23 protein-coding genes are annotated in these 24,922 nt (G+C 33.2%); 17 read left to right on the top strand and 6 right to left on the bottom strand.

The window, feature by feature from the left end; all coding sequences use genetic code 11:
* Positions 1 to 40: 40 nt before the first annotated feature.
* Positions 41 to 1,018, bottom strand: coding sequence for a pyruvate dehydrogenase complex E1 component subunit beta (locus AABD74_RS07160; RefSeq protein ID WP_056207778.1), 978 nt, complete (start codon positions 1,016 to 1,018; stop codon positions 41 to 43).
* Between the two features lie 503 nt (positions 1,019 to 1,521).
* Between AABD74_RS07160 and AABD74_RS07155 the strand changes: the two genes are divergently transcribed.
* The 4 genes from AABD74_RS07155 to AABD74_RS07140 all read left to right on the top strand — a co-directional run bounded on the left by AABD74_RS07155 (position 1,522) and on the right by AABD74_RS07140 (position 5,123).
* Positions 1,522 to 2,268: an electron transfer flavoprotein subunit beta/FixA family protein gene (locus AABD74_RS07155; protein WP_232676659.1), complete on the top strand. Its 747-nt coding sequence runs from the start codon at positions 1,522 to 1,524 to the stop codon at positions 2,266 to 2,268.
* A 132-nt stretch (positions 2,269 to 2,400) separates the two neighbouring features.
* A complete protein-coding gene (locus tag AABD74_RS07150) occupies positions 2,401 to 3,369 on the top strand; it encodes an electron transfer flavoprotein subunit alpha/FixB family protein (protein WP_232676668.1) in 969 nt (322 codons plus the stop codon).
* A gap of 162 nt (positions 3,370 to 3,531) precedes the next feature.
* A complete protein-coding gene (locus AABD74_RS07145) occupies positions 3,532 to 4,155 on the top strand; it encodes a bifunctional nuclease family protein (protein ID WP_232676677.1) in 624 nt (207 codons plus the stop codon).
* 116 nt (positions 4,156 to 4,271) lie between these two features.
* On the top strand, positions 4,272 to 5,123 hold the full coding sequence (locus tag AABD74_RS07140) for a thymidylate synthase (RefSeq protein ID WP_406845088.1): 852 nt from the start codon (positions 4,272 to 4,274) through the stop codon (positions 5,121 to 5,123).
* Positions 5,124 to 5,162: 39 nt separating this feature from the next.
* On the opposite strand, the gene AABD74_RS07135 is transcribed toward AABD74_RS07140, so the two are convergent.
* Entirely contained in the window at positions 5,163 to 5,459 is a 297-nt protein-coding gene (locus AABD74_RS07135) for an isoamylase early set domain-containing protein (protein WP_232676681.1), read from the bottom strand.
* Between the two features lie 237 nt (positions 5,460 to 5,696).
* Between AABD74_RS07135 and AABD74_RS07130 the strand changes: the two genes are divergently transcribed.
* The 4 genes from AABD74_RS07130 to AABD74_RS07115 all read left to right on the top strand — a co-directional run bounded on the left by AABD74_RS07130 (position 5,697) and on the right by AABD74_RS07115 (position 8,570).
* Positions 5,697 to 6,041 (top strand): 2TM domain-containing protein, encoded by a 345-nt coding sequence (locus tag AABD74_RS07130; protein WP_232676683.1) that lies wholly within the window; start codon positions 5,697 to 5,699, stop codon positions 6,039 to 6,041.
* A gap of 11 nt (positions 6,042 to 6,052) precedes the next feature.
* Positions 6,053 to 6,535 carry a dihydrofolate reductase gene (locus tag AABD74_RS07125; protein WP_232676685.1) on the top strand — a complete coding sequence of 161 codons (483 nt, stop codon included), beginning with the start codon at positions 6,053 to 6,055 and terminating at the stop codon, positions 6,533 to 6,535.
* Between the two features lie 579 nt (positions 6,536 to 7,114).
* Entirely contained in the window at positions 7,115 to 7,846 is a 732-nt protein-coding gene (ubiE, locus tag AABD74_RS07120) for a bifunctional demethylmenaquinone methyltransferase/2-methoxy-6-polyprenyl-1,4-benzoquinol methylase UbiE (protein ID WP_232676687.1), read from the top strand.
* 1 nt (position 7,847) lies between these two features.
* The gene (locus tag AABD74_RS07115; protein WP_232676689.1) at positions 7,848 to 8,570 is read left to right on the top strand and encodes a porin family protein; all 723 of its coding nucleotides are present in this window, start codon (positions 7,848 to 7,850) and stop codon (positions 8,568 to 8,570) included.
* A gap of 9 nt (positions 8,571 to 8,579) precedes the next feature.
* Here AABD74_RS07115 and AABD74_RS07110 read toward each other — a convergent pair whose 3' ends face one another.
* Positions 8,580 to 9,308, bottom strand: a complete 729-nt coding sequence (locus AABD74_RS07110) for a TrmH family RNA methyltransferase (protein WP_406845087.1) — start codon at positions 9,306 to 9,308, stop codon at positions 8,580 to 8,582.
* A 38-nt stretch (positions 9,309 to 9,346) separates the two neighbouring features.
* Here AABD74_RS07110 and AABD74_RS07105 point away from each other — a divergent pair, with 38 nt between their 5' ends.
* The 3 genes from AABD74_RS07105 to accD all read left to right on the top strand — a co-directional run bounded on the left by AABD74_RS07105 (position 9,347) and on the right by accD (position 13,989).
* A complete protein-coding gene (locus tag AABD74_RS07105; protein WP_232676693.1) occupies positions 9,347 to 11,920 on the top strand; it encodes a BamA/TamA family outer membrane protein in 2,574 nt (857 codons plus the stop codon).
* 60 nt (positions 11,921 to 11,980) lie between these two features.
* Positions 11,981 to 13,048: a class II fructose-bisphosphate aldolase gene (gene fbaA / locus AABD74_RS07100; RefSeq protein WP_035645669.1), complete on the top strand. Its 1,068-nt coding sequence runs from the start codon at positions 11,981 to 11,983 to the stop codon at positions 13,046 to 13,048.
* Between the two features lie 86 nt (positions 13,049 to 13,134).
* Positions 13,135 to 13,989 (top strand): acetyl-CoA carboxylase, carboxyltransferase subunit beta, encoded by an 855-nt coding sequence (accD, locus tag AABD74_RS07095; protein ID WP_026728501.1) that lies wholly within the window; start codon positions 13,135 to 13,137, stop codon positions 13,987 to 13,989.
* Between the two features lie 195 nt (positions 13,990 to 14,184).
* Here accD and AABD74_RS07090 read toward each other — a convergent pair whose 3' ends face one another.
* Both AABD74_RS07090 and AABD74_RS07085 read right to left on the bottom strand, forming a co-directional pair.
* Positions 14,185 to 15,069, bottom strand: coding sequence for a cupin-like domain-containing protein (locus AABD74_RS07090; protein WP_406845086.1), 885 nt, complete (start codon positions 15,067 to 15,069; stop codon positions 14,185 to 14,187).
* An 86-nt stretch (positions 15,070 to 15,155) separates the two neighbouring features.
* On the bottom strand, positions 15,156 to 16,403 hold the full coding sequence (locus tag AABD74_RS07085) for an ABC transporter permease (RefSeq protein WP_406845085.1): 1,248 nt from the start codon (positions 16,401 to 16,403) through the stop codon (positions 15,156 to 15,158).
* A gap of 164 nt (positions 16,404 to 16,567) precedes the next feature.
* Between AABD74_RS07085 and purH the strand changes: the two genes are divergently transcribed.
* From purH to rodA, 6 genes are all read left to right on the top strand, one after another.
* Entirely contained in the window at positions 16,568 to 18,094 is a 1,527-nt protein-coding gene (gene purH / locus AABD74_RS07080) for a bifunctional phosphoribosylaminoimidazolecarboxamide formyltransferase/IMP cyclohydrolase (protein ID WP_232676713.1), read from the top strand.
* Between the two features lie 57 nt (positions 18,095 to 18,151).
* A complete protein-coding gene (locus AABD74_RS07075) occupies positions 18,152 to 19,180 on the top strand; it encodes a rod shape-determining protein (RefSeq protein WP_008466528.1) in 1,029 nt (342 codons plus the stop codon).
* Between the two features lie 112 nt (positions 19,181 to 19,292).
* Positions 19,293 to 20,123, top strand: coding sequence for a rod shape-determining protein MreC (gene mreC / locus AABD74_RS07070; protein ID WP_232676715.1), 831 nt, complete (start codon positions 19,293 to 19,295; stop codon positions 20,121 to 20,123).
* Positions 20,116 to 20,622 (top strand): rod shape-determining protein MreD, encoded by a 507-nt coding sequence (locus AABD74_RS07065; protein WP_406845084.1) that lies wholly within the window; start codon positions 20,116 to 20,118, stop codon positions 20,620 to 20,622. Before mreC ends, AABD74_RS07065 begins: the two co-directional genes overlap by 8 nt.
* The gene (gene mrdA / locus AABD74_RS07060; RefSeq protein WP_406845083.1) at positions 20,619 to 22,586 is read left to right on the top strand and encodes a penicillin-binding protein 2; all 1,968 of its coding nucleotides are present in this window, start codon (positions 20,619 to 20,621) and stop codon (positions 22,584 to 22,586) included. The genes AABD74_RS07065 and mrdA overlap by 4 nt, the downstream gene beginning before the upstream one ends.
* A gap of 11 nt (positions 22,587 to 22,597) precedes the next feature.
* Entirely contained in the window at positions 22,598 to 23,833 is a 1,236-nt protein-coding gene (rodA, locus tag AABD74_RS07055; RefSeq protein ID WP_232676737.1) for a rod shape-determining protein RodA, read from the top strand.
* A gap of 323 nt (positions 23,834 to 24,156) precedes the next feature.
* On the opposite strand, the gene AABD74_RS07050 is transcribed toward rodA, so the two are convergent.
* Positions 24,157 to 24,837 (bottom strand): DedA family protein, encoded by a 681-nt coding sequence (locus AABD74_RS07050; protein WP_232676744.1) that lies wholly within the window; start codon positions 24,835 to 24,837, stop codon positions 24,157 to 24,159.
* Positions 24,838 to 24,922 lie beyond the last annotated feature (85 nt).

Genomic DNA, 24,922 nt, shown 5'->3' with positions numbered 1-24,922 from the left:
TAAATGAATGATGAAGTTTTATGAGTATTTTAAATGTGTATTATTTGTATAACACTTTTTTAACTGCTTTTACTACATCACCTGCATTTGGTAACCAGTCTTTTAATAATACTGGAGAGTAAGGTGCAGGAGTATCTGCAGTTGTTATACGTTGAATTGGCGCATCAAGGAAATCAAATGCTTGTTCCTGAACGATATAAGTGATCTCTGATGAAATACTGGCAAATGGCCAGGCTTCTTCAAGAATTACTAAACGGTTTGTTTTTTTAACAGATTTAAGAATCGCATCTTTATCCATAGGACGAACTGTTCTTAAGTCGATAATCTCACAAGAAATCCCTTCTTTAGCTAATTCATCAGCAGCAATAAAAGCTTCTTTGATGATTTTTCCAAAAGAAACAATAGTCACATCTTTTCCTTCACGTTTAATATCAGCAACTCCTAGTGGAATTGTGTATTCTCCGTCTGGCACTTCACCTTTGTCACCATACATTTGCTCAGATTCCATGAAAATAACTGGGTCATTATCGCGAATTGCAGATTTTAAAAGTCCTTTTGCATCATAAGGAGTTGAAGGCACAACAACTTTAAGACCCGGAGTGTTTGCAAACCAGTTTTCTAAAGCTTGTGAGTGAGTTGCTCCTAATTGACCTGCAGAAGCAGTTGGTCCGCGGAAAACGATTGGCACATTAAATTGTCCACCTGTCATTTGACGCATTTTAGCAGCATTATTTATAATTTGATCAATACCAACTAAACAGAAGTTGAATGTCATATATTCTACAATTGGTCGGTTACCGTTCATTGCAGAACCTACTGCAATTCCTGTAAAACCAAGCTCAGCAATTGGAGTATCGATTACTCTTTTTTCACCAAACTCAGCAAGCATTCCTTTTGAAGCTTTGTATGCTCCGTTGTATTCTGCAACTTCTTCGCCCATTAAATATATGGATTCATCGTGACGCATTTCTTCGCTCATCGCTTCACAAATGGCCTCTCTAAATTGTATTGTTCTCATATTTTATTTGTATGTTGAATTTTCTGAAGAGCAAAAATAAATATTTTAAATAACTTAAAAGCATAAATTGAATTTAAAATCGCATGAAGTTCTTTCTCTCTTTAGCTTTTAACTTTTAAAATATTATTGTGATATTTACGAAATCGATATAATAGACGTATAACTCACACTTAATTTGCCAAATCTTTTTTTTTGACAAACTTTACTCTATTTGTTTAATTCCTCTTCCTCATAAATTCTTTGATTAAGAACGGCTAAAACCAAAAATTAGTATTTATCAGCCTAAACTTTAACCATTGTTTAATCTTCAAAAATTGCAAAATTCCTAACAATCAGACAAAATGAATGCTTCTTTATTTTAAGATTCCGATGAAAACCACCTCAAAACACATAATCTTCGAAATCGTAATAGTTTTAAAAAATATTATGCACGCATAGTATAATTATTCCAAATTAAATTCTAAATTTGTAAAAGCATATTACAAATTCAAAATATATACTTTATGAAAATATTAGTTTGCATCAGCCATGTGCCTGATACTACTTCAAAAATTAACTTCTCCAATGGTGATTCAGAATTCGATACCAATGGTGTACAATATGTAATTAATCCTAATGATGAGTTTGGACTTACACGTGCTATCTGGTTCCAAGAACAGCAAGGTGCAAATGTAACAGTTGTAAATGTTGGAGGTCCTGATACTGAACCAACATTGCGTAAAGCATTGGCAATTGGTGCAAACGAAGCAATTCGTGTAAACGCAAACCCAACTGACGGATTTTTTGTTGCAAAACAATTAGCTGAAGTAATTAAAAATGGCGGATACGATCTTGTAATTGCAGGAAAAGAATCTCTTGATTATAATGGTGGAATGGTTCCTGGAATGATTGCCGGAATTTTAGGTTCTAATTTTTTAAATTCTTGCACTTCTTTAACTGTTGATGGAAACAATGTAAAAGCTGTTCGTGAAATCGACGGTGGAAAAGAAACTGTAAGCACTACGCTGCCTTTAATTATTGGCGGTCAAAAAGGTCTTGTTGAAGAAAAAGATTTACGTATCCCGAACATGAGAGGAATCATGACAGCAAGAACTAAAGCTTTAACTATTCTTGAGCCAGTTGACGCTCCTATAAATACAAAAGCGGTAAAATTTGAAAAACCAGCCCCAAAATCAGCAGTGAAATTAGTTTCTGCAGATAATTTAGATGAGTTAATCAATTTATTACACAACGAAGCGAAGGTTATTTAAGATTGTAGATTTTAGATTGCAGATTGCAATACTAAATCTACATTTTGATTCACTTCAAAATCTAAAATCAATAATCTTTTTAGATTTCATTTTCAAAAATCTGAAATCTAAAATCTAAAATCTAAAATTGTTATGTCAATATTAATATATGCAGAATCTGCAGAAGGAAAATTTAAAAAAGTAGCTTTCGAATTAGCTTCTTACGCAAAAAAAGTAGCTGAATCTTTAGGAACAACTGTTACAGCTTTAACTGTAAACATCAGCGACGCAAGTGAATTAGGTAAATACGGAGTTGATAAAGTTTTAAAAGTAAACAATGATAAATTAGCCGGTTTTACAGCTAAAGCTTATGCCGATGTAATCAAACAGGCTGCTGAAAAAGAAGGGACAAAAGTAGTTTTACTTTCTTCTACAACAGACAGTATTTATCTTTCATCATTAGTTGCTGTAGCTTTAAATGCCGGTTTTGCATCAAATGTTGTTGGATTACCAGTTAGCACTTCACCTTTTCAGGTAAAAAGAAATGCTTTTTCAAACAAAGCTTTCAATATCACAGAAATTTCTACAGATGTAAAAGTTCTTGGTTTAGCTAAAAACTCTTACGGAATTTTCGAAAGTGCAGGATCTGCATCTGAAGAAGATTTTAATCCAACAATTGGCGACAATGACTTTGGAGTAAAAGTAGAATCTGTAGAAAAAGTTACCGGAAAGGTTTCTATCGCTGATGCTGATATCGTAGTTTCTGGCGGACGCGGATTAAAAGGTCCTGAAAACTGGGGATTAATCGAAGATCTTGCTGCTGTTCTTGGTGCTGCAACTGCTTGTTCTAAACCCGTTTCAGATTTAGGATGGAGACCTCACAGCGAGCACGTTGGACAAACAGGAAAACCAGTTGCAACTAATTTATATATTGCAATAGGAATTTCTGGAGCTATTCAGCATATTGCGGGTATTAACTCTTCAAAAGTAAAAGTAGTAATCAATAATGATCCTGAAGCTCCTTTCTTTAAAGTTGCTGATTATGGTGTTGTTGGCGATGCTTTTGAAATTGTTCCTAAATTAACAGAGAAATTAAAAGCTTTCAAAGCTCAGCATTCTTAATTCAAAATTCTCTTCAAAAATATAGCTGCCTAAAAACAAGATATCGTATCTTTGTTTATAGGCAGCTTTTTTGTTCCATATTTTTTGATTAAAATTGCACTTTTATTTTCCAATCAAAAAATCATTAAAATGAGGCGCTAAGTGCCTTTTTTACAAACATATATGAGTCTAGTTAAATTATCCATAAAAGGAATTTCATACAGTCAAACTCAAAATGGCGCTTATGCCTTAATTTTGAATGAAGTTGACGGTGAAAGAAAATTACCTATCGTTATTGGTGCTTTTGAAGCCCAATCGATCGCTATTGCCTTAGAAAAAGAAATAAAACCACCACGCCCGTTAACTCACGATTTATTTAAAAATTTTGCTGAAAGATTTGACATAGTTGTAAAACAAGTTATCATTCACAAATTAGTAGACGGCGTTTTTTACTCGAGTTTAATCTGCGAAAGAGATAAAATCGAAGAAATTATCGATGCCAGAACTTCTGACGCAATCGCTTTGGCTTTGCGTTTCAACGCTCCGATTTTTACTTATAAAAACATTTTGGACAAAGCCGGAATTTATTTGAAATCAAACACTTCAGAATCAGACCAAGGCTCTCAGGAAATTGATGATGTACTTTCTAACCCTGAAACTTTTGGGCATGAAGAAGAAACGAATCAATCTGGAGATGTTTACGCAAAACATACTTTGCAAGAGCTGAACGAATTGTTAGATCAGGCCGTTTCTCAGGAAGATTACGAAAAAGCAGCCAAAATCAGGGACGAAATTTCGAAAAGATAATTTTAAGGCTATAAGCCTTAAGCTTTAGGCAATAAGCTTAAAGCGCAAAACATAAAAAAACAAGCTGAAGCATTAGGAAAAAGCCTAAAGCCTAAAGCTTAAAGCCTAAAGCAACAATGAAACAATACTTAGATTTAGTAAAGCACGTTTTAGAAAACGGCAATCAAAAAGGAGATCGTACCGGAACCGGAACAAAAAGTGTTTTTGGTTACCAAATGCGTTTTGATTTAAGTGAAGGTTTCCCAATGGTTACGACCAAAAAATTACATTTAAAATCGATTATTTACGAATTGCTTTGGTTTTTAAAAGGCGATACAAACATAAAATATCTTCAGGAAAACGGAGTAAAAATATGGGATGAATGGGCAGATTCTAATGGTGATTTAGGACCTGTTTACGGACATCAATGGAGAAACTGGAATAGCGAAGAAATTGATCAGATTTCTGAATTAATTACCGAATTAAAAACAAATCCAAACAGCCGAAGAATGTTGGTTTCAGCATGGAATCCTTCGGTTCTGCCAGATACAAAAAAATCTTTTGAGGAAAATGTAGCCAACAACAAAGCGGCTTTGCCTCCTTGTCATGCTTTTTTTCAATTTTACGTTGCAGCTCCAGATTTAGAAAAAGGAGAAACTAAAGGAAAACTGTCTTGTCAATTATACCAGCGAAGTGCCGATATCTTTTTAGGAGTTCCTTTTAATATTGCTTCTTATGCATTGTTCACGATGATGATTGCGCAGGTTTGCGATTTAGAGCCAGGTGAATTTATTCATACATTTGGTGACGCACATATTTACAGTAATCATTTTGAGCAATTAGAATTGCAATTATCCCGTGAACCAAAACCATTACCAAAAATGATTTTAAATCCGGAGATTAAAAACATTTTTGATTTTGATTTCAGTGATTTTACACTTTTAGATTATGATCCGCATCCTGCAATAAAAGGAAGTGTTGCAGTATAATTATAAAAAAATCCGCTGAAAATTTTCAAGCGGATTTTTTTATACAACTAAAACACTATTTTCACTTCCGGCATAATCATTCCATTTGTAAAAATCTGCTTCAGGATCATTAACATAAGTACCGTCGATTACGTATTTAAATTCGTAAATCGCGTCTTTAACCAAATCATAAGTAGCTTTAAAAGTTCCGTTTTTCAACTTGCTTAAAGTTCCTTCTTCAACATTCCAGTTATTAAAATCTCCAACAACTGCTGCCGAATCAGCATCTTTTGCATCTATTGAAAATGTAACTTTAACTACTGGTTTCGTTTTGATAAATTGTTTTTTCAAAGACATAACTATTTAGTTTTTAGATTTCTACAATAAAATTACACAAATTCAGATGAACATTCGACAGCGCCATAACGATTTATGATTATAGTAAAAACTGTATATTATTTTAATTAGATTTATAATTTAATGAGGTTTTTTTTATGCTTTTCAAATTCTAAGAACATTTTGAAACAAATATTATACAGTCAAAATATGAAGTTTTGAAAATAAATTTTAACTTTATAATCTCATTTTTATCTTATGGAAAAAGAAGTGCACGAACAATATGAATATGCCAGAAAACGATTAAGACAAAAAAAGGTCTTATATTTTCATTTTGTTCTTTTCCTGCTGGGGAGTTTATTTTTATTTATTGCCAATAAATTTTTTGGTTTTGGAGAAGGAACTACTCAAAACTGGTGTATTTGGGGCATTACTATCTGGCTCTTTATCTTTATTTTACATTTCATAAAAGTCTATATTACAGATCGTTTTATGAATAAAAAATGGGAAAGAGAACAAATTGACCGGCTTGTTGCCTTACAGCAAAAGAGAATCAGTCAATTAGAATCGAAAATAAACGAAGACACAGAGAATAAAATTTAGTTAAACACAACATGATTATAATGATAGCGGCTGTTGCCGAAAATAATGCTCTGGGAAAAAACAATGATTTAGTCTGGCATTTGCCAAATGACTTTAAAAGATTTAAATCCCTTACGACAAATCATCATATTATTATGGGGAGAAAAACTTTTGAAAGCTTCCCTAAACCTTTGCCAGACCGCACCCATATTGTTATAACCCGTCAAACAGATTATAATCCGGAAGGATGCATTGTTGTAGACAGTATTGAAAAAGCTATTGCATTATGTCCCGAAAATGAAGATTCGTATATTATTGGCGGTGGAGAAATCTATAATCTGGGTTTGCCTTTTACTGATATAATTGAAATTACCAAAGTACATCATACTTTTGATGCTGATACTTTTTTTCCTAAAATCAGTAAGAGTGAATGGCAGTTAGTAGAATCTGAAGAAAATTTTAAAGATGAAAAACATCTTTATGATTATACTTATGAAACTTACATTCGAAAATAAATAAAAAAACACCCTCTTTTGGAGGATGTTTTTTAAAAACGATTGACTTTTAGTCTTGACTCGCTCAAGAAATAGTTTTTGTAAAAATCTCAAATGAAAAAAAAACACTTGAAATAAATGAATAACATTTAATGTTAATTGAGAACGAGTCTCAAAAGCGCCTTTAATAACAAATACCACTAAGATATTAAAGGCAAGAAAATTAAAATTTCCAAAAACAAATTTAATCCTAAGAACGTACTTCGCACTTTTTAAAATAGTATTCCCCCAAGAACAACACTTTAAAAACTACCACTTGAACAAATGACTGCCAGTGCAAAAAAATGCAACCATTTGATTAAGTCAATGTGAAACTATCAATCATTAAAATTTCATCATTTTTACTTTGACAAAGTTGGGTATAAAATCAGCCGGACACAATACCCACTTTTGGTGATTTTTTAAAAATACCCACTTTTGGTGATGTTTAAGTAAGTACCAAAAAATTGGTTTAGTCTGTCTTCCAGAACATTTAATTGACAATTTAAAAAACTCAATTACAGTTAAACTAGATTGTTTATATTTGCGTAAATTATAGTAATGTCTGAAAAAATAACTCCATATAAAGACTCTTCTTTAGGTAAGAAAGAGCAGGTTGCCCAAATGTTTGATAACATCTCAGGCAACTACGATAATTTGAACCGTGTAATTTCATTTGGCATTGACACTAAATGGAGAAAAAAAGTATTGAAAATAGTTTCTGATTCTAAACCAAAAGTTATCCTTGATATCGCTACCGGAACTGGTGACCTGGCTATTTTGATGGCCAGAACTAATGCAGAAAAAATCATTGGCCTTGATATTTCGGCCGGAATGCTTGAAGTTGGAAAAAAGAAAGTCGAAGAAAAAAAGCTTTCTAATGTTATAGATTTAGTTTTAGGCGACTCAGAAAATATTCCTTTTGAGGATAATTATTTTGATGCGATTACGGTAGGTTTTGGCGTACGTAATTTTGAACATTTAGAAAAAGGTTTTGCCGAAATTTTACGAGTTTTAAAACCAAACGGCATTTTTGTAATTCTGGAAACTTCTGTTCCAGATAAAACACCATACAAACAAGGATATAAATTTTACAGCAAAAATATACTTCCACTTATTGGAAAATTGTTTTCAAAAGACAATTCAGCTTATGGTTATTTATCTGAATCTGCCGCAGCTTTTCCTTATGGAGAAGCACTAAACAATATTTTGAGAAAAACTGGGTTTATAGATGTTGTAGCAATGCCGCAAACTTTTGGTGTAGCAACCATTTATTCAGCATCTAAAAAATAGTATGAAAAAAATTGTAATTGTATTTTTATTAGTCTTAACGACAAAAGGATATTCTCAATTTGCTAAAAATATGTTTAGTAAAGATCCTATTATTAACCTTGAAAACTGGCAGAAACAACGTGTCTATTTTGGTTATTATTTAGGCTTCAATAGTTTTGACTTTAAATTTGATTACAAAGATGTTGTTCAGAAAGATATTCAGGTAAAAAAAACAACCGGTTTTAATGTGGGGGTTGTTGCTGATTTAAGACTGCAGGAGTATATTAATTTACGTTTTGAACCAGGTTTATACTACACAAAAAGAGATTTATATTTCCCGGGAGTTGGAAACTTAGAAAAAGATTATTTGCGAGAAGTAAACAGTACTTACATTCACTTTCCTTTATTATTAAAGTTTTCATCTTTAAGAACCGGAAATATTCGTCCTTATTTAGTGGGCGGAATGTCAACCACTTTAAACCTATCAAGCAACTCAAGCTCTATAGATGATAACTTTGAAGGTAAATTCAGGGCTAAACAATGGACAGCTGCTTACGAATTAGGTTTTGGAATCGATTTCTTTACAGAATATTTTATCTTCTCTCCTTCTATTAGAGGCATGTTTGGTATTACTGATGAGTTAATTCGTGATAATGTAACTCCAGAACATCCGGTAAGTCCGTATACTGATAATATAGATTCAATGAAATCGAGAGCTATTTTAATAAATTTCACATTTCATTAAAACAAAATCTTAACTATTTCGTTTAAATTCACTAAGAATAATTGCTGTTGCTGTAGCTACATTTAAACTTTCGGTTTTTTGCAGCTCTCCAAATCTTGGAATTGTAAGTCGGCTCGTGACTATTTTTTCAATTTCTGCCGAAATACCATTGGCTTCATTACCCATAATAATGATTCCGTTTTGTGGTAAATCAGATTGATAAATGTTATTGCCATCCATAAAAGTTCCAAAAACAGGAAGTTTTGTTTGACTTATAAAAGTTTTTAGATCAACATAATTTACGTTTACTCTGGCAATTGATCCCATTGTGGCCTGAACCACTTTTGGATTATAAATATCGACTGTTTCTTTTGAGCAGACAATTTGTTTGATTCCAAACCAGTCGCAAAGACGCATTATCGTTCCTAAATTTCCCGGATCACGAATATCGTCTAAGGCCAGAATTAAACCAGAATTCATGATTTGATTTTCTACAGGCATTTTAAAAACTGCCAAACAAGAATTTGGAGTTGTTAAAGCACTTATTTTTTTCAGTTCTTGTTCATTAATAAGAGTTCGTTTTGCAGTTTGAACTTCTTCAAAATCATTTAACGTGGTGTATAAATGCTCTAATTCAAAATTGGATTGCAACAATTCCTGAATTACCTTTACTCCTTCGGCAAAAAACAATTGATTTGCAAAACGCTGTTTTTTTTGATGCAGGCCTGATATAAGCTTTATTTGGTTTTTACTAACCATAAAATAAATGTACTTTTGAATTAAATATTAAAAAACACTTGAAAAATAATTCCACAAAAATAACAGCATTTATTCTAATAGCAATACTTATTTGCGCTTGTAATGCTGTAAAAAGAGTTCCGGATGGAAAAAACCTTCTTGTAAAAAATAATATTGTTGTAAATGGAAAATCTACAAACGATGAAAACGCATCCAATCAATTGTACCAAAAACCAAACGGTACTTTATTAGGATACAAACTGCGTTTAAACTTATACAATCTGGCCAATTTAAATCCGGATTCGACCTATCAGGCGAAATTTAAAAACCACCCGGGTTTATACGAACGCCAGGCGAAACTATTATCTGCCAAACAAGTAGACAGGCTTGGTCAGTCTTTTTTATACAAAGGAATTCACGAATTTTTAAAAAATACTGGAGAACCGCCGGTAATTATTGACACTGTAAGAACTAAAAAATCTTTGCAGCGTCTAAAATTTTACTATTTCAACAATGGTTATTTTAATGTGTCAACAGATTATACAATCGATAGTATTGCCCGAAAAAAAGCACAGATAAATTATAATATTACAACAGGACCAGGTTATACTCTTGATACGATTAAAACTAAAATATTGACTCCTGCACTCGATTCATTATACAAAATAAATACTGATCCTTCGTTTTTAAAATCAGGGAATCAATATAAAACTACTGATTTTGAGGAAGAAAAAAACCGTATTACCACTTATTATAGAAATCATGGTGCTTACTTTTTTCAACCAACTTACGTAACTTTTGACATTGATACTATTGGCAAAAAACATAAGGCTGATGTAACTTTAATAATCAATAACAACAATATTCAGGAAAGGGATTCAAGCAGAACGGAACCGTTTAAATTATACAAAATAAGCGATGTAAATATTTATACGGATTACTCGCCTGCTAACGCAAAAAGTAAAATTAACGACAGTACAACGTACAACAACTTTAATTTGTATAGTTATAAAAAATTAAAGTATAAACCTCGTGCAATTACAGATGCAATTTTTATTAATAAAGGAAGCACTTATTCTGACACAAGAACAACGCTTTCTTCCAGATATTTGAACAATCTTAAAATTTTCAATTATCCTTCGATACAATATGAAGTAGACAAACGTGATTCGACTGCACAATCTTTAATAGCAAATGTGTATTTAACACCGAGAAAAAAATACAGTTTTGGTGCAACTTTAGACGTAACACACTCTAATATTCAGGATTTTGGTATTGGGGCCAGTATTTCTCAAACTATTCGAAACGTATTCAACAGAGCCGAAACATTAGAAATTTCGGCACGTGCTAATATTGGTTCATCAAAAGACATGGCGAATCCAAACAATAACTTTTTTAATGTTTCGGAATATGGACTTGACTTAAAGCTTAATTTTCCAAGGATTTTACTGCCTTTTGGAACAGAAAAAATTATTCCGAAGAGGATGATTCCTTATACTTCAATTACATCAGGTTTTTCGAAACAGCAAAATATTGGTTTAGATAAAGAAAATTTTACCGGAGGAATCTCGTACAACTGGTCGCCTAAAAGATACAATACTGCTAAACTGGAATTGTTGAACGCTCAGTATGTTCGAAATTTAAATCCAAACAATTACTTTAATGTTTATACTTCATCTTATGATGAATTGAATGGTATTGGTAAGGATTACAACACTGTTGCTTCTAACTGGGGAGAGGACGCAGAACAACAAGCCCAAAAAAACCTAACGATCCCAACCGGAACTACAAATTTTACGAATGAGGTATTAACAGGCCAAACCGCATTAAAACCTGGAGATGCTGAATATAAAGATGTAGAAAGTATTGAAGAAAGAAGAATTCGTTTGACCGAGAATGACTTTATTCTTGCCACAAGTTATACATTTACGAAAACAACAAAAAAAGATCTTGCCGATAATACTTTTTATCAGTTTAAAACAAAAATAGAATCTGCTGGAACTTTATTATCAGCGATTTCAAGCATTGCAAAATTGGAAAAAAATGCAAATGGAAATTATTCGATTTTTAATTTAGAATATTCTGAATATTTAAAAACCGAATTCGATTATATTAAACACTGGGATTTTGGAAAAGAAAAAGTACTGGCGGTTAGAAGCTTTTTTGGAATTGCAGTTCCGTTTGGAAACTCAGATTATATTCCGTTCTCACGAAGTTATTATTCTGGAGGATCAAATGATAATCGCGCATGGCAGCCCTACTCTCTTGGTCCCGGAAGCACAAATGCCCTAAACGATTTTAACGAGGCGAATATGAAAATTGCCTTAAGTGCCGAATTTCGTTTTAAAATCTTTGGCGATGTTAAAGGAGCGCTCTTTGCAGACGCCGGAAATATCTGGAATGTGTTCGATAATGTGATTGATGACAAGGCAAGATTTAACAGCTTAAACGATTTAGATGAAATTGCTTTGGGTTCTGGATTTGGTTTACGATACGATTTAAGCTTTTTTGTTATTCGTTTAGATTTAGGCTTCAAGACCTATAATCCGGCGCATGACGAAGGCAACAGATGGTTTAAAGAATACAATTTTGGGCACTCGGTTTTAAATTTTGGAATAAATTATCCATTCTAATGCTAATTAATTCTTATTTTTGCAACCTAAAAACTAAAAACAACTATAAAAAAATTTACAATGGCACACAACATTAAACCAGGAGTAGCTACAGGAGATCAGGTTCAGGAGATTTTTAATTATGCAAAAGAAAAAGGTTTTGCTTTACCAGCAGTTAACGTTACTGGATCAAGCACAATCAATGGAGTTCTTGAAACTGCAGCAAAACTAAATGCGCCAGTTATTATTCAATTTTCAAACGGAGGAGCACAATTTAACGCTGGAAAAGGTTTATCTAACGCAGGTGAAAAAGCAGCTATCGCTGGTGGTATCGCCGGAGCAAAACATATTCACACTTTGGCAGAAGCTTACGGAGCAACTGTAATTTTACATACTGACCACTGTGCAAAAAAATTATTGCCTTGGATTGATGGCTTATTAGATGCTTCTGAAAAACATTTTGCAGAAACAGGAAAACCATTATTTAGTTCACATATGATCGATTTGTCTGAGGAGCCAATCGAAGAGAACATTGAAATCTGTAAAGAATATTTGGCTAGAATGAGTAAAATGGGAATGACATTAGAAATCGAGCTTGGTATTACAGGTGGTGAAGAAGATGGTGTTGACAACTCAGATGTAGACAGCTCAAAATTATACACTCAGCCAGAAGAAGTTGCTTATGCTTACGAAGAGTTATCTAAAGTAAGTCCTAAGTTTACAATTGCTGCTGCTTTTGGAAACGTTCACGGTGTTTACAAACCAGGAAACGTAAAATTAACTCCAAAAATCTTAAAAAATTCTCAGGATTTCGTTCAAAACAAATTCAACACTGGTCATAACCCGGTAGATTTTGTTTTCCACGGAGGTTCAGGTTCTACACTTGAAGAAATCAGAGAAGGAATTAGCTACGGAGTTATCAAAATGAACATCGATACTGATTTACAGTTTGCATACACTGAAGGAATCCGTGATTATATGGTTAAAAACCTTGACTATTTAAAATCACAAATTGGTAACCCAGAAGGTGCTGATGCTCCAAACAAAAAATATTACGATCCAAGAAGATGGGTTCGTGAAAGCGAAGTAACATTCAACGCAAGACTTGAACAAGCTTTTGCAGATTTAAACAATGTGAATACACTATAATTTTAGATATCTGATTTTAGATTTTAGATTTCTTTTTTGGAATCTAAAATCTAAAGTCTTAAATCTTAAATCTTAAATTTTAAAAAATGGCTTGGTTTAAAAGACAGGAAAAAGGGATTACGACCGCGACAGAAGATAAGATGGACGTTCCGAAAGGATTGTGGTACAAATCTCCTACTGGAAAAATTATTGATGCTGACGAATTAGCAAGAAACTTATTCGTTAGTCCTGAAGATGATTTTCACGTTCGAATTGGAAGCGCAACCTATTTTGAAATTTTATTCGACAACAACGAATTTGTTGAGTTAGATAAAAACATGACATCAAAAGATCCTCTGCATTTTGTAGATACAAAAAAATATGCAGAAAGATTGAAAGATGTAATGGAAAAAACTCATCTTAAAGACGCTGTACGTACGGGAGTAGGAAAATCTAAAGGAAGAGAACTTGTAATCTGCTGTATGGATTTTGCTTTTATTGGCGGGTCTATGGGAGCAGTTGTAGGTGAAAAAATTGCAAGAGGTATTGATCACGCCATCAAAAACAAACTGCCTTTTGTAATGATTTCTAAATCCGGCGGGGCTCGTATGATGGAAGCGGCTTATTCTTTAATGCAATTAGCAAAAACTTCTGTAAAACTAGCTCAATTAGCAGAAGCTAAATTACCTTATATCTCTCTTTGTACAGACCCTACAACGGGTGGAACAACTGCATCTTACGCAATGTTAGGAGACATCAACATCTCTGAGCCGGGCGCTTTGATTGGTTTTGCTGGTCCGCGTGTTGTACGCGATACTACAGGAAAAGATTTACCAGAAGGTTTTCAAACAGCTGAGTTTCTTTTAGAACACGGTTTCTTAGACTTTATCACGCCTAGAAAAGAATTAAAAGATAAAATCAACTTATATATCGATTTGATCCAAAATAATGATATTAGATAGTTTTTTAAACTTCTAAAACATATAAAATCCCAAGAAGTATTTCTTGGGATTTTTTATATCTTAAATAACGAATATATGTCGTTCCTACGGAACTTCTGAACGCGGGATTTAATCTTCCAACGGAATAAATTCCGTTGCTGCCGATGTTTCGTTCCTATGAAACTTTTTGCTTAAAAACGACAATTCTAAACTCTGTTATTTTTTTGGTCTGTCATTTCTTAATTCCTTTTCAGCAATTTTAAAAGCTAATTTCTCACGCCATTTAGCATAACGTTGTCTAAAAACTACTTTTATACCGCTGTCTACTGCTCCATGCATGAATAAACTCCAAACGCTGGCCATTTTTCGGGTTATAGATGAATCCCAGGCACGAAGTGTTAGAGAAAAAGAGCCATCTAAATAACGCATCCAGTGCCACATTCCGGTTGGCATAAATAACGTATCTCCGTGTTCCAGAAAAACTTCATAACCTTCAACACCTTTTAAAGCGGGAAATTTTTCAAAATCAGGATTTGCAACATCATAATCTTCCAGAGCATAAGTTGTATTAGGCACACAATAAAGCCTCTTTTTCCATTTATAGTCAAACAACCTAATATGTTTTCTGCCTCCAAAATGAGTGTGAAAAAGATGTGGCAGATCAATATCATAATGCAAAAAAGTAACGGCATCTGAACCTCCAAAAAACATGGCAGGCATACTTTCTATAAAACCGCCCATTAATTCTTTTGGAACTTTTACATCATCAACTAATTCAGGTTTATGTTTAAAGAGATTGAAGAAAAAAATACGCAAATCTGTTGGTTCTCTTTTTATTAAATCAAGATACTCCCCAAATTTCATACTGGCAATTGAGGCATTAATTACTTTGGTTGGATCTGCTTTAGAATTATCTACTAGTTTTACTTCAATATCTCCTGCAATTTCCTTAAAATAATCTGTAGACCATTTTTCTTTTGCAGGCCAATCTTTTGTCAATCCTTTTATAATAAGAGGTTTCCTTTTATCTAAATAATTCTTTTTAAAATCTTCTCTCGAAATAGACTCAACAGCATCAACGGGTTTTAGTATAAAGCTCATTTTTTTATCATTTAAATTCTATGTTGCCAAAAATATTTAAATAATCCCCGCCTTCAAAATTTTAAGTAAAATATTACAAAAAAATACTACATCCCAGTCCGTATAGCCTCAACTGGATCTAAATTTGCAGCAGAAATTGCTGGTAGAATTCCCGAAATCAATCCGATAAATGCCGCCAGACCAGTTCCCAGAAGTATATTTCCTAAACTTAAAACAAACTCAAAGTCCAGTGCTTTTGTTAGAATAATGGCAATTCCCCAAACCATCAATAAACCTATAATTCCACCAATTACGGAAAGAATTATGGCTTCAAATAAAAACTGAAATAATATAAAACGATTTTTTGCTCCTAATGACTTTTGAATTCCAATTAAATGGGTTCTTTCTTTAACCGAAACAAACATAATATTTGCAATCCCGAATCCGCCGACTAAAAGAGAAAATCCGCTTATAATCCACCCCACTACATTCATCTGTCCTAAAATTCCATCGATAAAATCAGTAAACCCGGAAAGTACATTGATAAAGAAATTATCCATTTCCCCAGCTTTCATTCCACGGATTATTCTAAGTTTTTGAGCAACTTCAGCTTTGTAAGCATCCATATCGACTCCTTTCGTGGGTTTTAAAACAATAACTGGAGTCATCGCATCGCTGTCACCATACATTCGACGTAAAAAATTGGCCGGCAGATAAACCGATGTATCATTACTGTCTCCAAAAAACCCGGCACCTTGTTTGGCAATTACACCAATAACGGTAAAACGCTGTCCGTAAAGACGAATATTTTTTCCAATCGGATCACTTGAACCAAAAAGTCCTTCTGCAATTTCATATCCTAAAACAATAACTGCCGTTCCTGAATTCGATTCAGATTCGTTGTAAAATCTTCCTTTATCAAAACTTAATCCATCGATATCTACCATTTCAAATGAAGATGGAACGATGTTTACATCAGCAGCCGTTTTCGAATCATACTTCAAGGTTTCTCTATTTACAAAAAGCTGATAACCTACCTGATCGGTATTATTCATCGAATTTTTTAAACCAACATATTCATCATATTTTACATTTGGAAACTGTTCCCTCTTCCATTGCGGAATTTCAGACGGCCCAAAGTTAAATTTCATTAAATAAATCGTATTTTTATCTAAACTGCTCAAATCTTTAGTGATTTTTTTGTCTAATGAATCAACGGCAGCCAGGACGGCAATTATCGAAAATATACCAATTGTAACACCCAGCAATGATAATAAAGTACGCAGTTTATTATTTCGTAAAGCGTTTATCGCAAAGCTGAGACTTTCTTTTAATAATCTTAGATAAAGAAACATATAGTAGTATTTTTCAATAAAGTAAAATTCAATAATTTAAAAACAAAAACCTAATAAAAGTTAACTTACTCATCAGTAGATTTTTTTAAGAGATTGTTACACTAAATCTTTTAAAATAATATATAAAAAAACTACTTTTGCAGTCTGAAAATCATAACTACACAATGAGCACAACTAAAAAAATACAATCAGCATTAATATCTGTTTTTTCGAAAGATGGATTAGAACCAATTGTTAGAAAATTACACGAACAAAACGTAACACTTTACTCAACTGGAGGAACAGAAGATTTCATTAAAAACCTTGGAATTCCGGTAGTTCCTGTTGAAGATATAACTTCTTTTCCTGAAATTCTTGGAGGAAGGGTAAAAACTTTACATCCGAAAATTTTTGGCGGAATTTTAAATCGTCAGGATAATGAAAGTGATGTTCAGCAAATGAAAGAATTTGACATTCCTCAAATTGATTTAGTAATTGTTGATTTGTATCCTTTTGAAAAAACTGTTGCTTCTGGTGCAAGTGAACAAGATATTATTGAAAAAATTGACATTGGCGGAATTTCATTAATCCGTGCCGGTGCAAAAAACTTCAAAGACACTGTAATTGTTGCTTCTGTTAACGAATACAGCCTTCTTTTAGATTTGATAACGGAACAAAATGGAGCTACAACTCTAGAAAACAGAAGATTGTTTGCTACTAAAGCTTTCCACGTTTCATCTCATTATGATGGTGCAATTTTTAACTACTTCAATACTGACGAAACAATTTACAAAGAAAGTATTGATAACGGACAAGTTTTAAGATATGGAGAAAACCCGCATCAAAAAGGATTTTTCTTTGGAGATTTTGATGCTATGTTCAAAAAAGTTCACGGAAAAGAATTATCTTACAATAACTTATTAGATGTTGATGCTGCAGTTAATTTAATTGCTGAATTTAAAACTGACGGACCTACATTTGCTATTTTAAAACATAACAATGCCTGCGGTTTGGCTTCAAGAAAAACCATAAGCGAGGCTTATTTAGCAGCTTTGGCTTGTGATCCTACATCTGCATTTGGCGGCGTTTTAATTGCAAATACTAAAATTGATTTGGCTGCAGCGCAGGAAATCAACAAACTATTCTGTGAAGTTGTTATTGCTCCAGCTTATGATGATGAGGCGATTACAGTTTTACAAGAAAAGAAAAACAGAATTATATTAGTTCAAAATGAAGTCGAATTACCTTTAAAACAAGTTAGAACATGTCTTAATGGTTTGTTAATTCAGGACAGAAATAATATTACAGATAATAAAGAGCATTTAAAAACCGTTACTATTACTGAACCTACCACTCAGGAGATCGAAGATTTGATCTTTGCTTCAAAAATTTGCAAGAATACAAAATCAAACACAATCGTATTTGCAAAAAACGGAACACTGATTTCATCCGGTACAGGTCAGACTTCAAGAGTCGACGCTTTAGTACAGGCTGTTGACAAAGCAAGAGCTTTTGGATTTGATTTAAATGGAGCTTCGATGGCAAGTGATGCATTTTTCCCTTTTCCGGATTGTGTAGAATTAGCCAAAAAAGCAGGAATAACCGCAGTAATTCAGCCGGGAGGTTCGATAAAAGATGAATTAAGCATAAATTATTGCAATGAAAATAATCTTGCAATGGTATTTACAGGAACACGTCATTTTAAACATTAATTTGTTTAACTTTGTTCGATAAATAATTTTATAACATTTTAAACCCCTAAAAAACTTATGGGATTTTTTGATTTCATGACCGAGGATATTGCGATAGACCTTGGTACCGCAAACACTTTAATCATACATAATGATAAAGTCGTTATTGATAGTCCGTCAATCGTTGCACGTGATAGAGTGTCAGGCAAAATCATTGCTGTTGGTAAGGAAGCCAACATGATGCAAGGTAAAACGCATGAAAACATCAAGACCATAAGGCCTTTAAAAGATGGTGTAATTGCCGATTTTGATGCTTCGGAAAAAATGATCAACATGTTCATTAAAAGCATTCCAGCATTGAAAAAAAGAATGTTTACTCCTGCATTACGCATGGTAGTTTGTATTCCTTCTGGTATTACTGAGGTGGAGATGAGAGCGGTAAAGGAATCTTGTGAAAGAGTAAACGGAAAAGAAGTTTACTTAATTCATGAGCCTATGGCAGCCGCAATAGGTATTGGTATCGATATCATGCAGCCAAAAGGAAACATGATTGTCGATATTGGAGGTGGTACAACTGAAATTGCCGTTATCGCATTAGGCGGAATTGTATGCGACAAATCTGTAAAAATTGCGGGTGACGTTTTTACAAACGATATTGTTTATTACATGCGTACACAGCATAACCTTTTCGTAGGGGAAAGTACTGCTGAGAAAATTAAAATTCAAATTGGAGCGGCTATCGAAGATTTAGACGGACCGCCAGAAGATATGTCTGTTCAAGGTAGAGACTTACTTACAGGAAAACCAAAACAAGTTGATGTTTCTTACCGTGAAATTGCAAAAGCATTAGACAAATCGATTCAGCGTATTGAGGATGCAGTAATGGAAACATTATCTCAAACTCCTCCTGAGTTAGCTGCCGATATTTACAACACTGGTATTTATTTAGCTGGCGGGGGATCTATGTTAAGAGGTCTTGACAAACGTATTTCTCAAAAAACAGATTTACCTGTTTACATTGCTGAAGATCCGTTAAGAGCAGTTGTTCGCGGTACAGGAATGGCGCTTAAAAACATCGCAAAATTTAAAAGTATCTTAATCAAATAAGATTCAGAAATAACAATCAATATACTTTTATTAGGGTCAAATTTCTAATATTTGACCCTAATAAAATTTGAAACCTTAAAGCATATCCTGAAACAAAATAACCAGACACGAAATGCAGCAAATTTTTAATTTCATTATAAGAAACAGTAATCGATTGCTGTTTTTGCTGCTTTTAGGTATTTCGTTGACTCTCACAATTCAATCGCATTCCTATCACAGAAGCAGAGTAATCAGTTCCGCAAATTTTTTGAGCGGAGGTGTTTATGAAAGAATCAATCGTGTAAACGAATATTTGAATTTAAGAGCCGAAAATGACGAACTTGTACTTGAAAATGCAAGGTTAAAAAGTCTTTTATTTAATAAAAAAGACACTACCAAAGCACCACTGGCAGACAGCATAAAAGGTATTAAACCTGCCGATATTATTGTTTCAAAAGTAATTCATAATTCTTATAATACACACGAAAACTATATCACTCTTAACTCAGGAAGCAAAGAAGGGGTTAAACAAGATATGGGTGTTATTAACAGCTTAGGAATTATTGGTGTTATCGACAATACTTCGCCAAATTACTCAACTGTGGTCAGCATTTTGAATATGAAATCGCACATTAATGCAAAAATTAAAAAGTCAAATCATTTTGGTTCATTAACATGGGACGGAAAAAGTACTGGATTTGTTCAGTTAGAAGATGTTCCCAGATTAGCATCCATCAGAAAAGGTGACACGATTGTTACCGGAGGACAATCAGTAATTTTCCCAGAGGGAATTAATATTGGAACCGTAGATGTTGTATACAAAAAAGAAAATACAAGTTTTTATGTTATAAAAGTTAAGTTGTTTAACGATATGACAAACTTAGGACATGTTTATATTATCAAGAGTAAGGACAGGGAAGAACTTATTAATTTAGAAAACAAAAGCAAAGAAAAAGATGAGTAGCGCTTTGTTGGTAAATATTTTTCGATTTATTATGTTGCTGGCAATTCAGATTGTTATTTTTAACAACATGAATTTTTTAGGATACATAAGTCCTTTTCCATATATCTTGTACATTATTTTATATCCGGTAAACAGTAACAGAGCAGGATTAATTATTTCAAGTTTTTCACTGGGATTAGTAATGGATATGTTTTGTAATTCTGGCGGAATCCATGCTACAGCATGTGTGCTTCTTTCTTATTACCGGCCGTATATTTTTAAGTTTTCATTTGGTTTAAGTTACGAATATCAAACCATTAAACTAAACGAATCTTTAACGCCTGAACGCTTTTCATTTATATTAGTCTCTGTTTTATTACATCATATTGTATTATTTACTTTAGAAGCTTTTCAGTTTAAATTCATATTAGACATCTTACTGCGAACATTATTTAGCAGCATTTTTACAATAATCACTTCAATTATAATAATTTATATTATTAAGCCCAATAAACGATGAGAAAAGTTCTGCTGCCCTCTTTAATTATTATTGCAGCATCTTTGCTAGTGATTAGGATCTTTTATCTGCAGATTATTGACGATTCATTCAAATTGAAATCAGAAAACAATGCAATTAAAAAAGTCTATGACTATCCTGAACGCGGCTATATTTATGACAGAAATGGTAAGTTATTAGTTGCCAATCAGGCTTCTTATGATATCATGGTAATCCCAAGAGATATTAAAGAAAATCTTAATATCCCTGAATTTTGTGCCCTTTTAAATATTACACGGGAAGATTATGAGAAAAGAATTGCAAAGGCAAGAGTTTACAGCCCTAGGCTCCCATCTGTATTTTTATCTCAGTTAAATAAAACCGAATTTGCTGCTTTTCAGGAAAAAATCAGAAAGTATGAAGGTTTCTATTTTCAAAAACGTTCTCTTCGTGATTACGAAGTAGACTACGGTGCTAATATTTTTGGTTTCATTACTCAGGTAAACGAAAAACAAATCGAAGAGAATCCGTACTACAACAGCGGTGATTTAATTGGAAAACAAGGTGTAGAACAAAGCTATGAAGAAATTTTACGCGGTATAAAAGGTGTAAAATATATTCAAAAGGATAAATATAACCGGGAAATTGGCGCCTACAAAGAAGGAAAATATGATACAATCGCCGTTGCCGGAGAAGATATCAATTTAACTATTGATGCCGAGCTTCAAAAGTATGGTGAAGAATTAATGATTAACAAACGCGGTGGAATTGTTGCTATTGAACCAAAATCTGGTGAAATATTGGCATTGGTTACTGCTCCTTCTTACGATCCGGGGATTCTGGTTGGAAGACAAAGATCTAAAAACTACACACTGTTATATCATGATTCTATTGCAAAACCTTTGTATGACCGTGGGCTTTTGGCTGAGTATCCTCCAGGTTCTCCATTTAAAATCCTAACTGGTTTAGTCGCGCTGCAGGAAGGTGTTGTCAACGAGCAGACTACTTTTATGTGTCATCATGGATTTAGTTACGGCGGTGGTCGTTTTATGAAATGCCACGGCTTTGGACCTCATCAATTACATAATGGAATTTATAATTCCTGTAACACTTACTTTGGTCAGGCTTATATGTTAACGATTAACAAATATTCAGATCCGGGTAAAGCTGTAGATGTTTGGAGCGGTCACGTAAAAAGTTTTGGTTTAGGTCAGTTTATGGGATATGATTTACCAACGGGTAAAAAAGGTAATATTCCAACATCAAAAACATACAAAAAAATCTATCCTAACGGAGGATGGCGAAGCTCAACTATTGTATCAAATGCTATTGGGCAGGGAGAGGTTTTAATGACCCCTATTCAATTAGCAAATATGATGGCAACAGTAGCGAACCAAGGATATTATTATACGCCTCATATCATTAAAAAAATTGAAGGCAAAAAAATTGATCCTAAGTTTACAGAAAAGCATACCACAACTATTGATCAAAAATATTTCCCGCCGGTTATCAGCGGATTATTTGATGTTTACAACAAAGGTACTGCTTATGCCCTTAGAGTAAACGGAATTGATATTTGCGGAAAAACGGGAACAGCTGAGAATTATGCCAAAATAAACGGTAAAAGAGAAAAGCTTAAAGACCACTCTATTTTTGTTGCTTTTGCACCAAAAGACAATCCGAAAATTGCAATTGCAGTTATGATTGAAAATGGAGGTTTTGGAGCAACTGTTGCGGGGCCAATTGCCAGTTTAATGATCGAAAAATATTTAAGAAAGAAAATCACAAGAACTGATTTGGAGATTCGCGTTTTAAATAAAAGTTTGGCAAGCGAATATGCCAAATTAGGCGGAATGAACGAGGCAAGCGCAATTGAGTCGACACCAAAAGATTCTGTTTTAAAAGCTAAGATTGTAGTTCCTAAAGCAGTAACTGCTCCAAAAACAGAAGTTAAAAAAACAATAATAGACACTACTAAAAATAATTAAGATTATTTCAGATGAAAAATCAAAGTGTAAAAAATAACATTGACTGGATAAGTGTCTTTATCTACATTGCGCTGGTAACATTGGGGTGGCTGAATATTTATTCCTCCTCATTATTATCAACCGATGGAACGTACCAAAAACAATTAATTTTTATTGGATGTACAATTCCACTAATTTTTGTTGTGCTTTTTGTTGATGGAAAATTTTACGAAAAATACGCTAGTATCATATTTGGTGTTGCATTATTGTCTTTGGCGGGATTGTTTCTCTTTGGAAAAACTATTGCCGGTCAGCGATGCTGGTATGCCATAGGAAGTTTCACGCTTCAGCCGTCAGAGTTTGCAAAAGCCGCTACATCATTGGCATTAGCCAAATATTTAAGTGATACGCAAATTAACCTAAAAGAAACTAACAGGCAGTTACAGGCTTTAGCGATTGTATTTCTGCCTGTATTGCTTATTCTGCCACAGCCCGATCCGGGAAGTGCGTTAATCTATAGCGTTTTTATTCTTGTTTTATTTAGAGAAGGACTGCCGGCCTGGTACGTTTGGACAGGTTTTATTACCATCCTATTATTTGTTTTAACGCTTATCTTAGAACCGTATGTCGTTATTTTAATTTCACTGGGTGTTCTAATTATTATACATTTTAAAGGAAGGGCAGTTGACAGGAATATCCTTTTAAGCGCAATTTTACTGGCCCTTATCTCTGGATTTGTCTTTTCTGTTGATTATGTATTCGACAATGTATTTAAACAGCATCATAGAGATCGTTTCAATATTCTTTTAGGAAAAACAGTAGATATGAAAGGTATCGGTTATAATACTAACCAATCTGAAATTGCTATTGGGTCCGGAGGATGGCTTGGAAAAGGTTTCTTAGAAGGTACACAAACTAAAGGAGGATTTGTTCCTGAACAGCATACCGATTACATTTTCACAACAGTTGGCGAAGAATGGGGATTTATTGGTTCTTTGATTGTTATTTTACTTTTTACCGGTTTATTCCTAAGAGTAATTTATTTAGCCGAAAGGCAAAAAACTAAATTCAGCCGGGTTTATGGCTATTGTGTCGCAGGAATTTTATTTATACATTTCTTTGTAAACATTGCAATGGTTATTGGTGTTTTTCCAACAATTGGAGTTCCGCTGCCCTTCTTTTCTTATGGAGGTTCCGGACTTTGGGGCTTCACTATTTTATTGTTCATCTTCTTAAAAATGGATGCTAATAAAGTGAATGAATGGTAGGATTTAAATTTAAAAACTCAATATTTTAAATTTTAATTATAGAAACTTCTCTTTCCATTGGATAACAAAATAAAAAATCATTCTTATAAGTTCTTTCTATAAAACATAGCCCACGGTTTCAACCGTGGGAAACGAATGAAATAGAGAATGGAATACAACATAACATACGATTACATATATTGAGTCCCACGGTTTCAACTATGGGCTATATTTAAAATGCGGTATAATTCAATTTACTATTTGAATAGATTCATCTAAATAACAGAAAACAAAAAAAGTCCAAAGTTTAAAAACTTTGGACTTTTTTATTTTATTCTTTGATATTATATTTCTTCGCTTGGTCTCTTTTTTAAGAGTTTTAAAAGAACCGGAAATGTCGAAATGATAATGATTATTATAATGATGTATTCAATATGTTCTTTTAAATCAATTCCTTTTTTCAAAAATACACCGTATAAGTAATGTCCGGCAAAGATTAAAATAAATGACCATAAGAAAGAACTCAAGATATTATAAAACATAAATTTCTTTTTATCCATAGAAACTATTCCCGCAATGATTGGTGCAAAAGTTCTAAAGATTGGCAGGAAACGTGCATAAATAATTGCTTTTCCGCCATATTTTTCAAAGAAATCTTTTGATTGCAAAAGGTATTTTTTCTTGAACCAAAATGTATCTTCTTTTTTAAACAAATAATAACCGCTTTTTGCTCCAAACCAATAACCTGTCATGTTTCCTAAAACTCCCATAAATGCAACAGCAGTAGAAAGCAAAAATACATTGATAAAATCTCCCGGAATATAAACAACATTTTGAATTAAGTCACGGCTGTAAATACCTGCCAAAAAAAGCAGACTATCTCCTGGTAGAAAAAAACCTGCAAAAAGTCCTGTTTCGGCAAAAACTATAAACAGAACAATAAATAACCCAATCTCAAAACCTCCGATACTTAAAGTTATATAGAATTCAGGGTTTAGTAACTGGGTCCACTCAAAATTATTCATAAACGAATTTGATTATACTTATAAGTTTGTGAAATTAACAATAATTTACCTTAACCACAATTAAAAGCCATATTTTAAAGATAAA

It is taken from the genome of Flavobacterium soyae (genome assembly GCF_045348165.1).
Lineage (GTDB): Bacteria > Bacteroidota > Bacteroidia > Flavobacteriales > Flavobacteriaceae > Flavobacterium > Flavobacterium soyae.
This window is presented reverse-complemented; position numbering and strand designations above follow the sequence as displayed.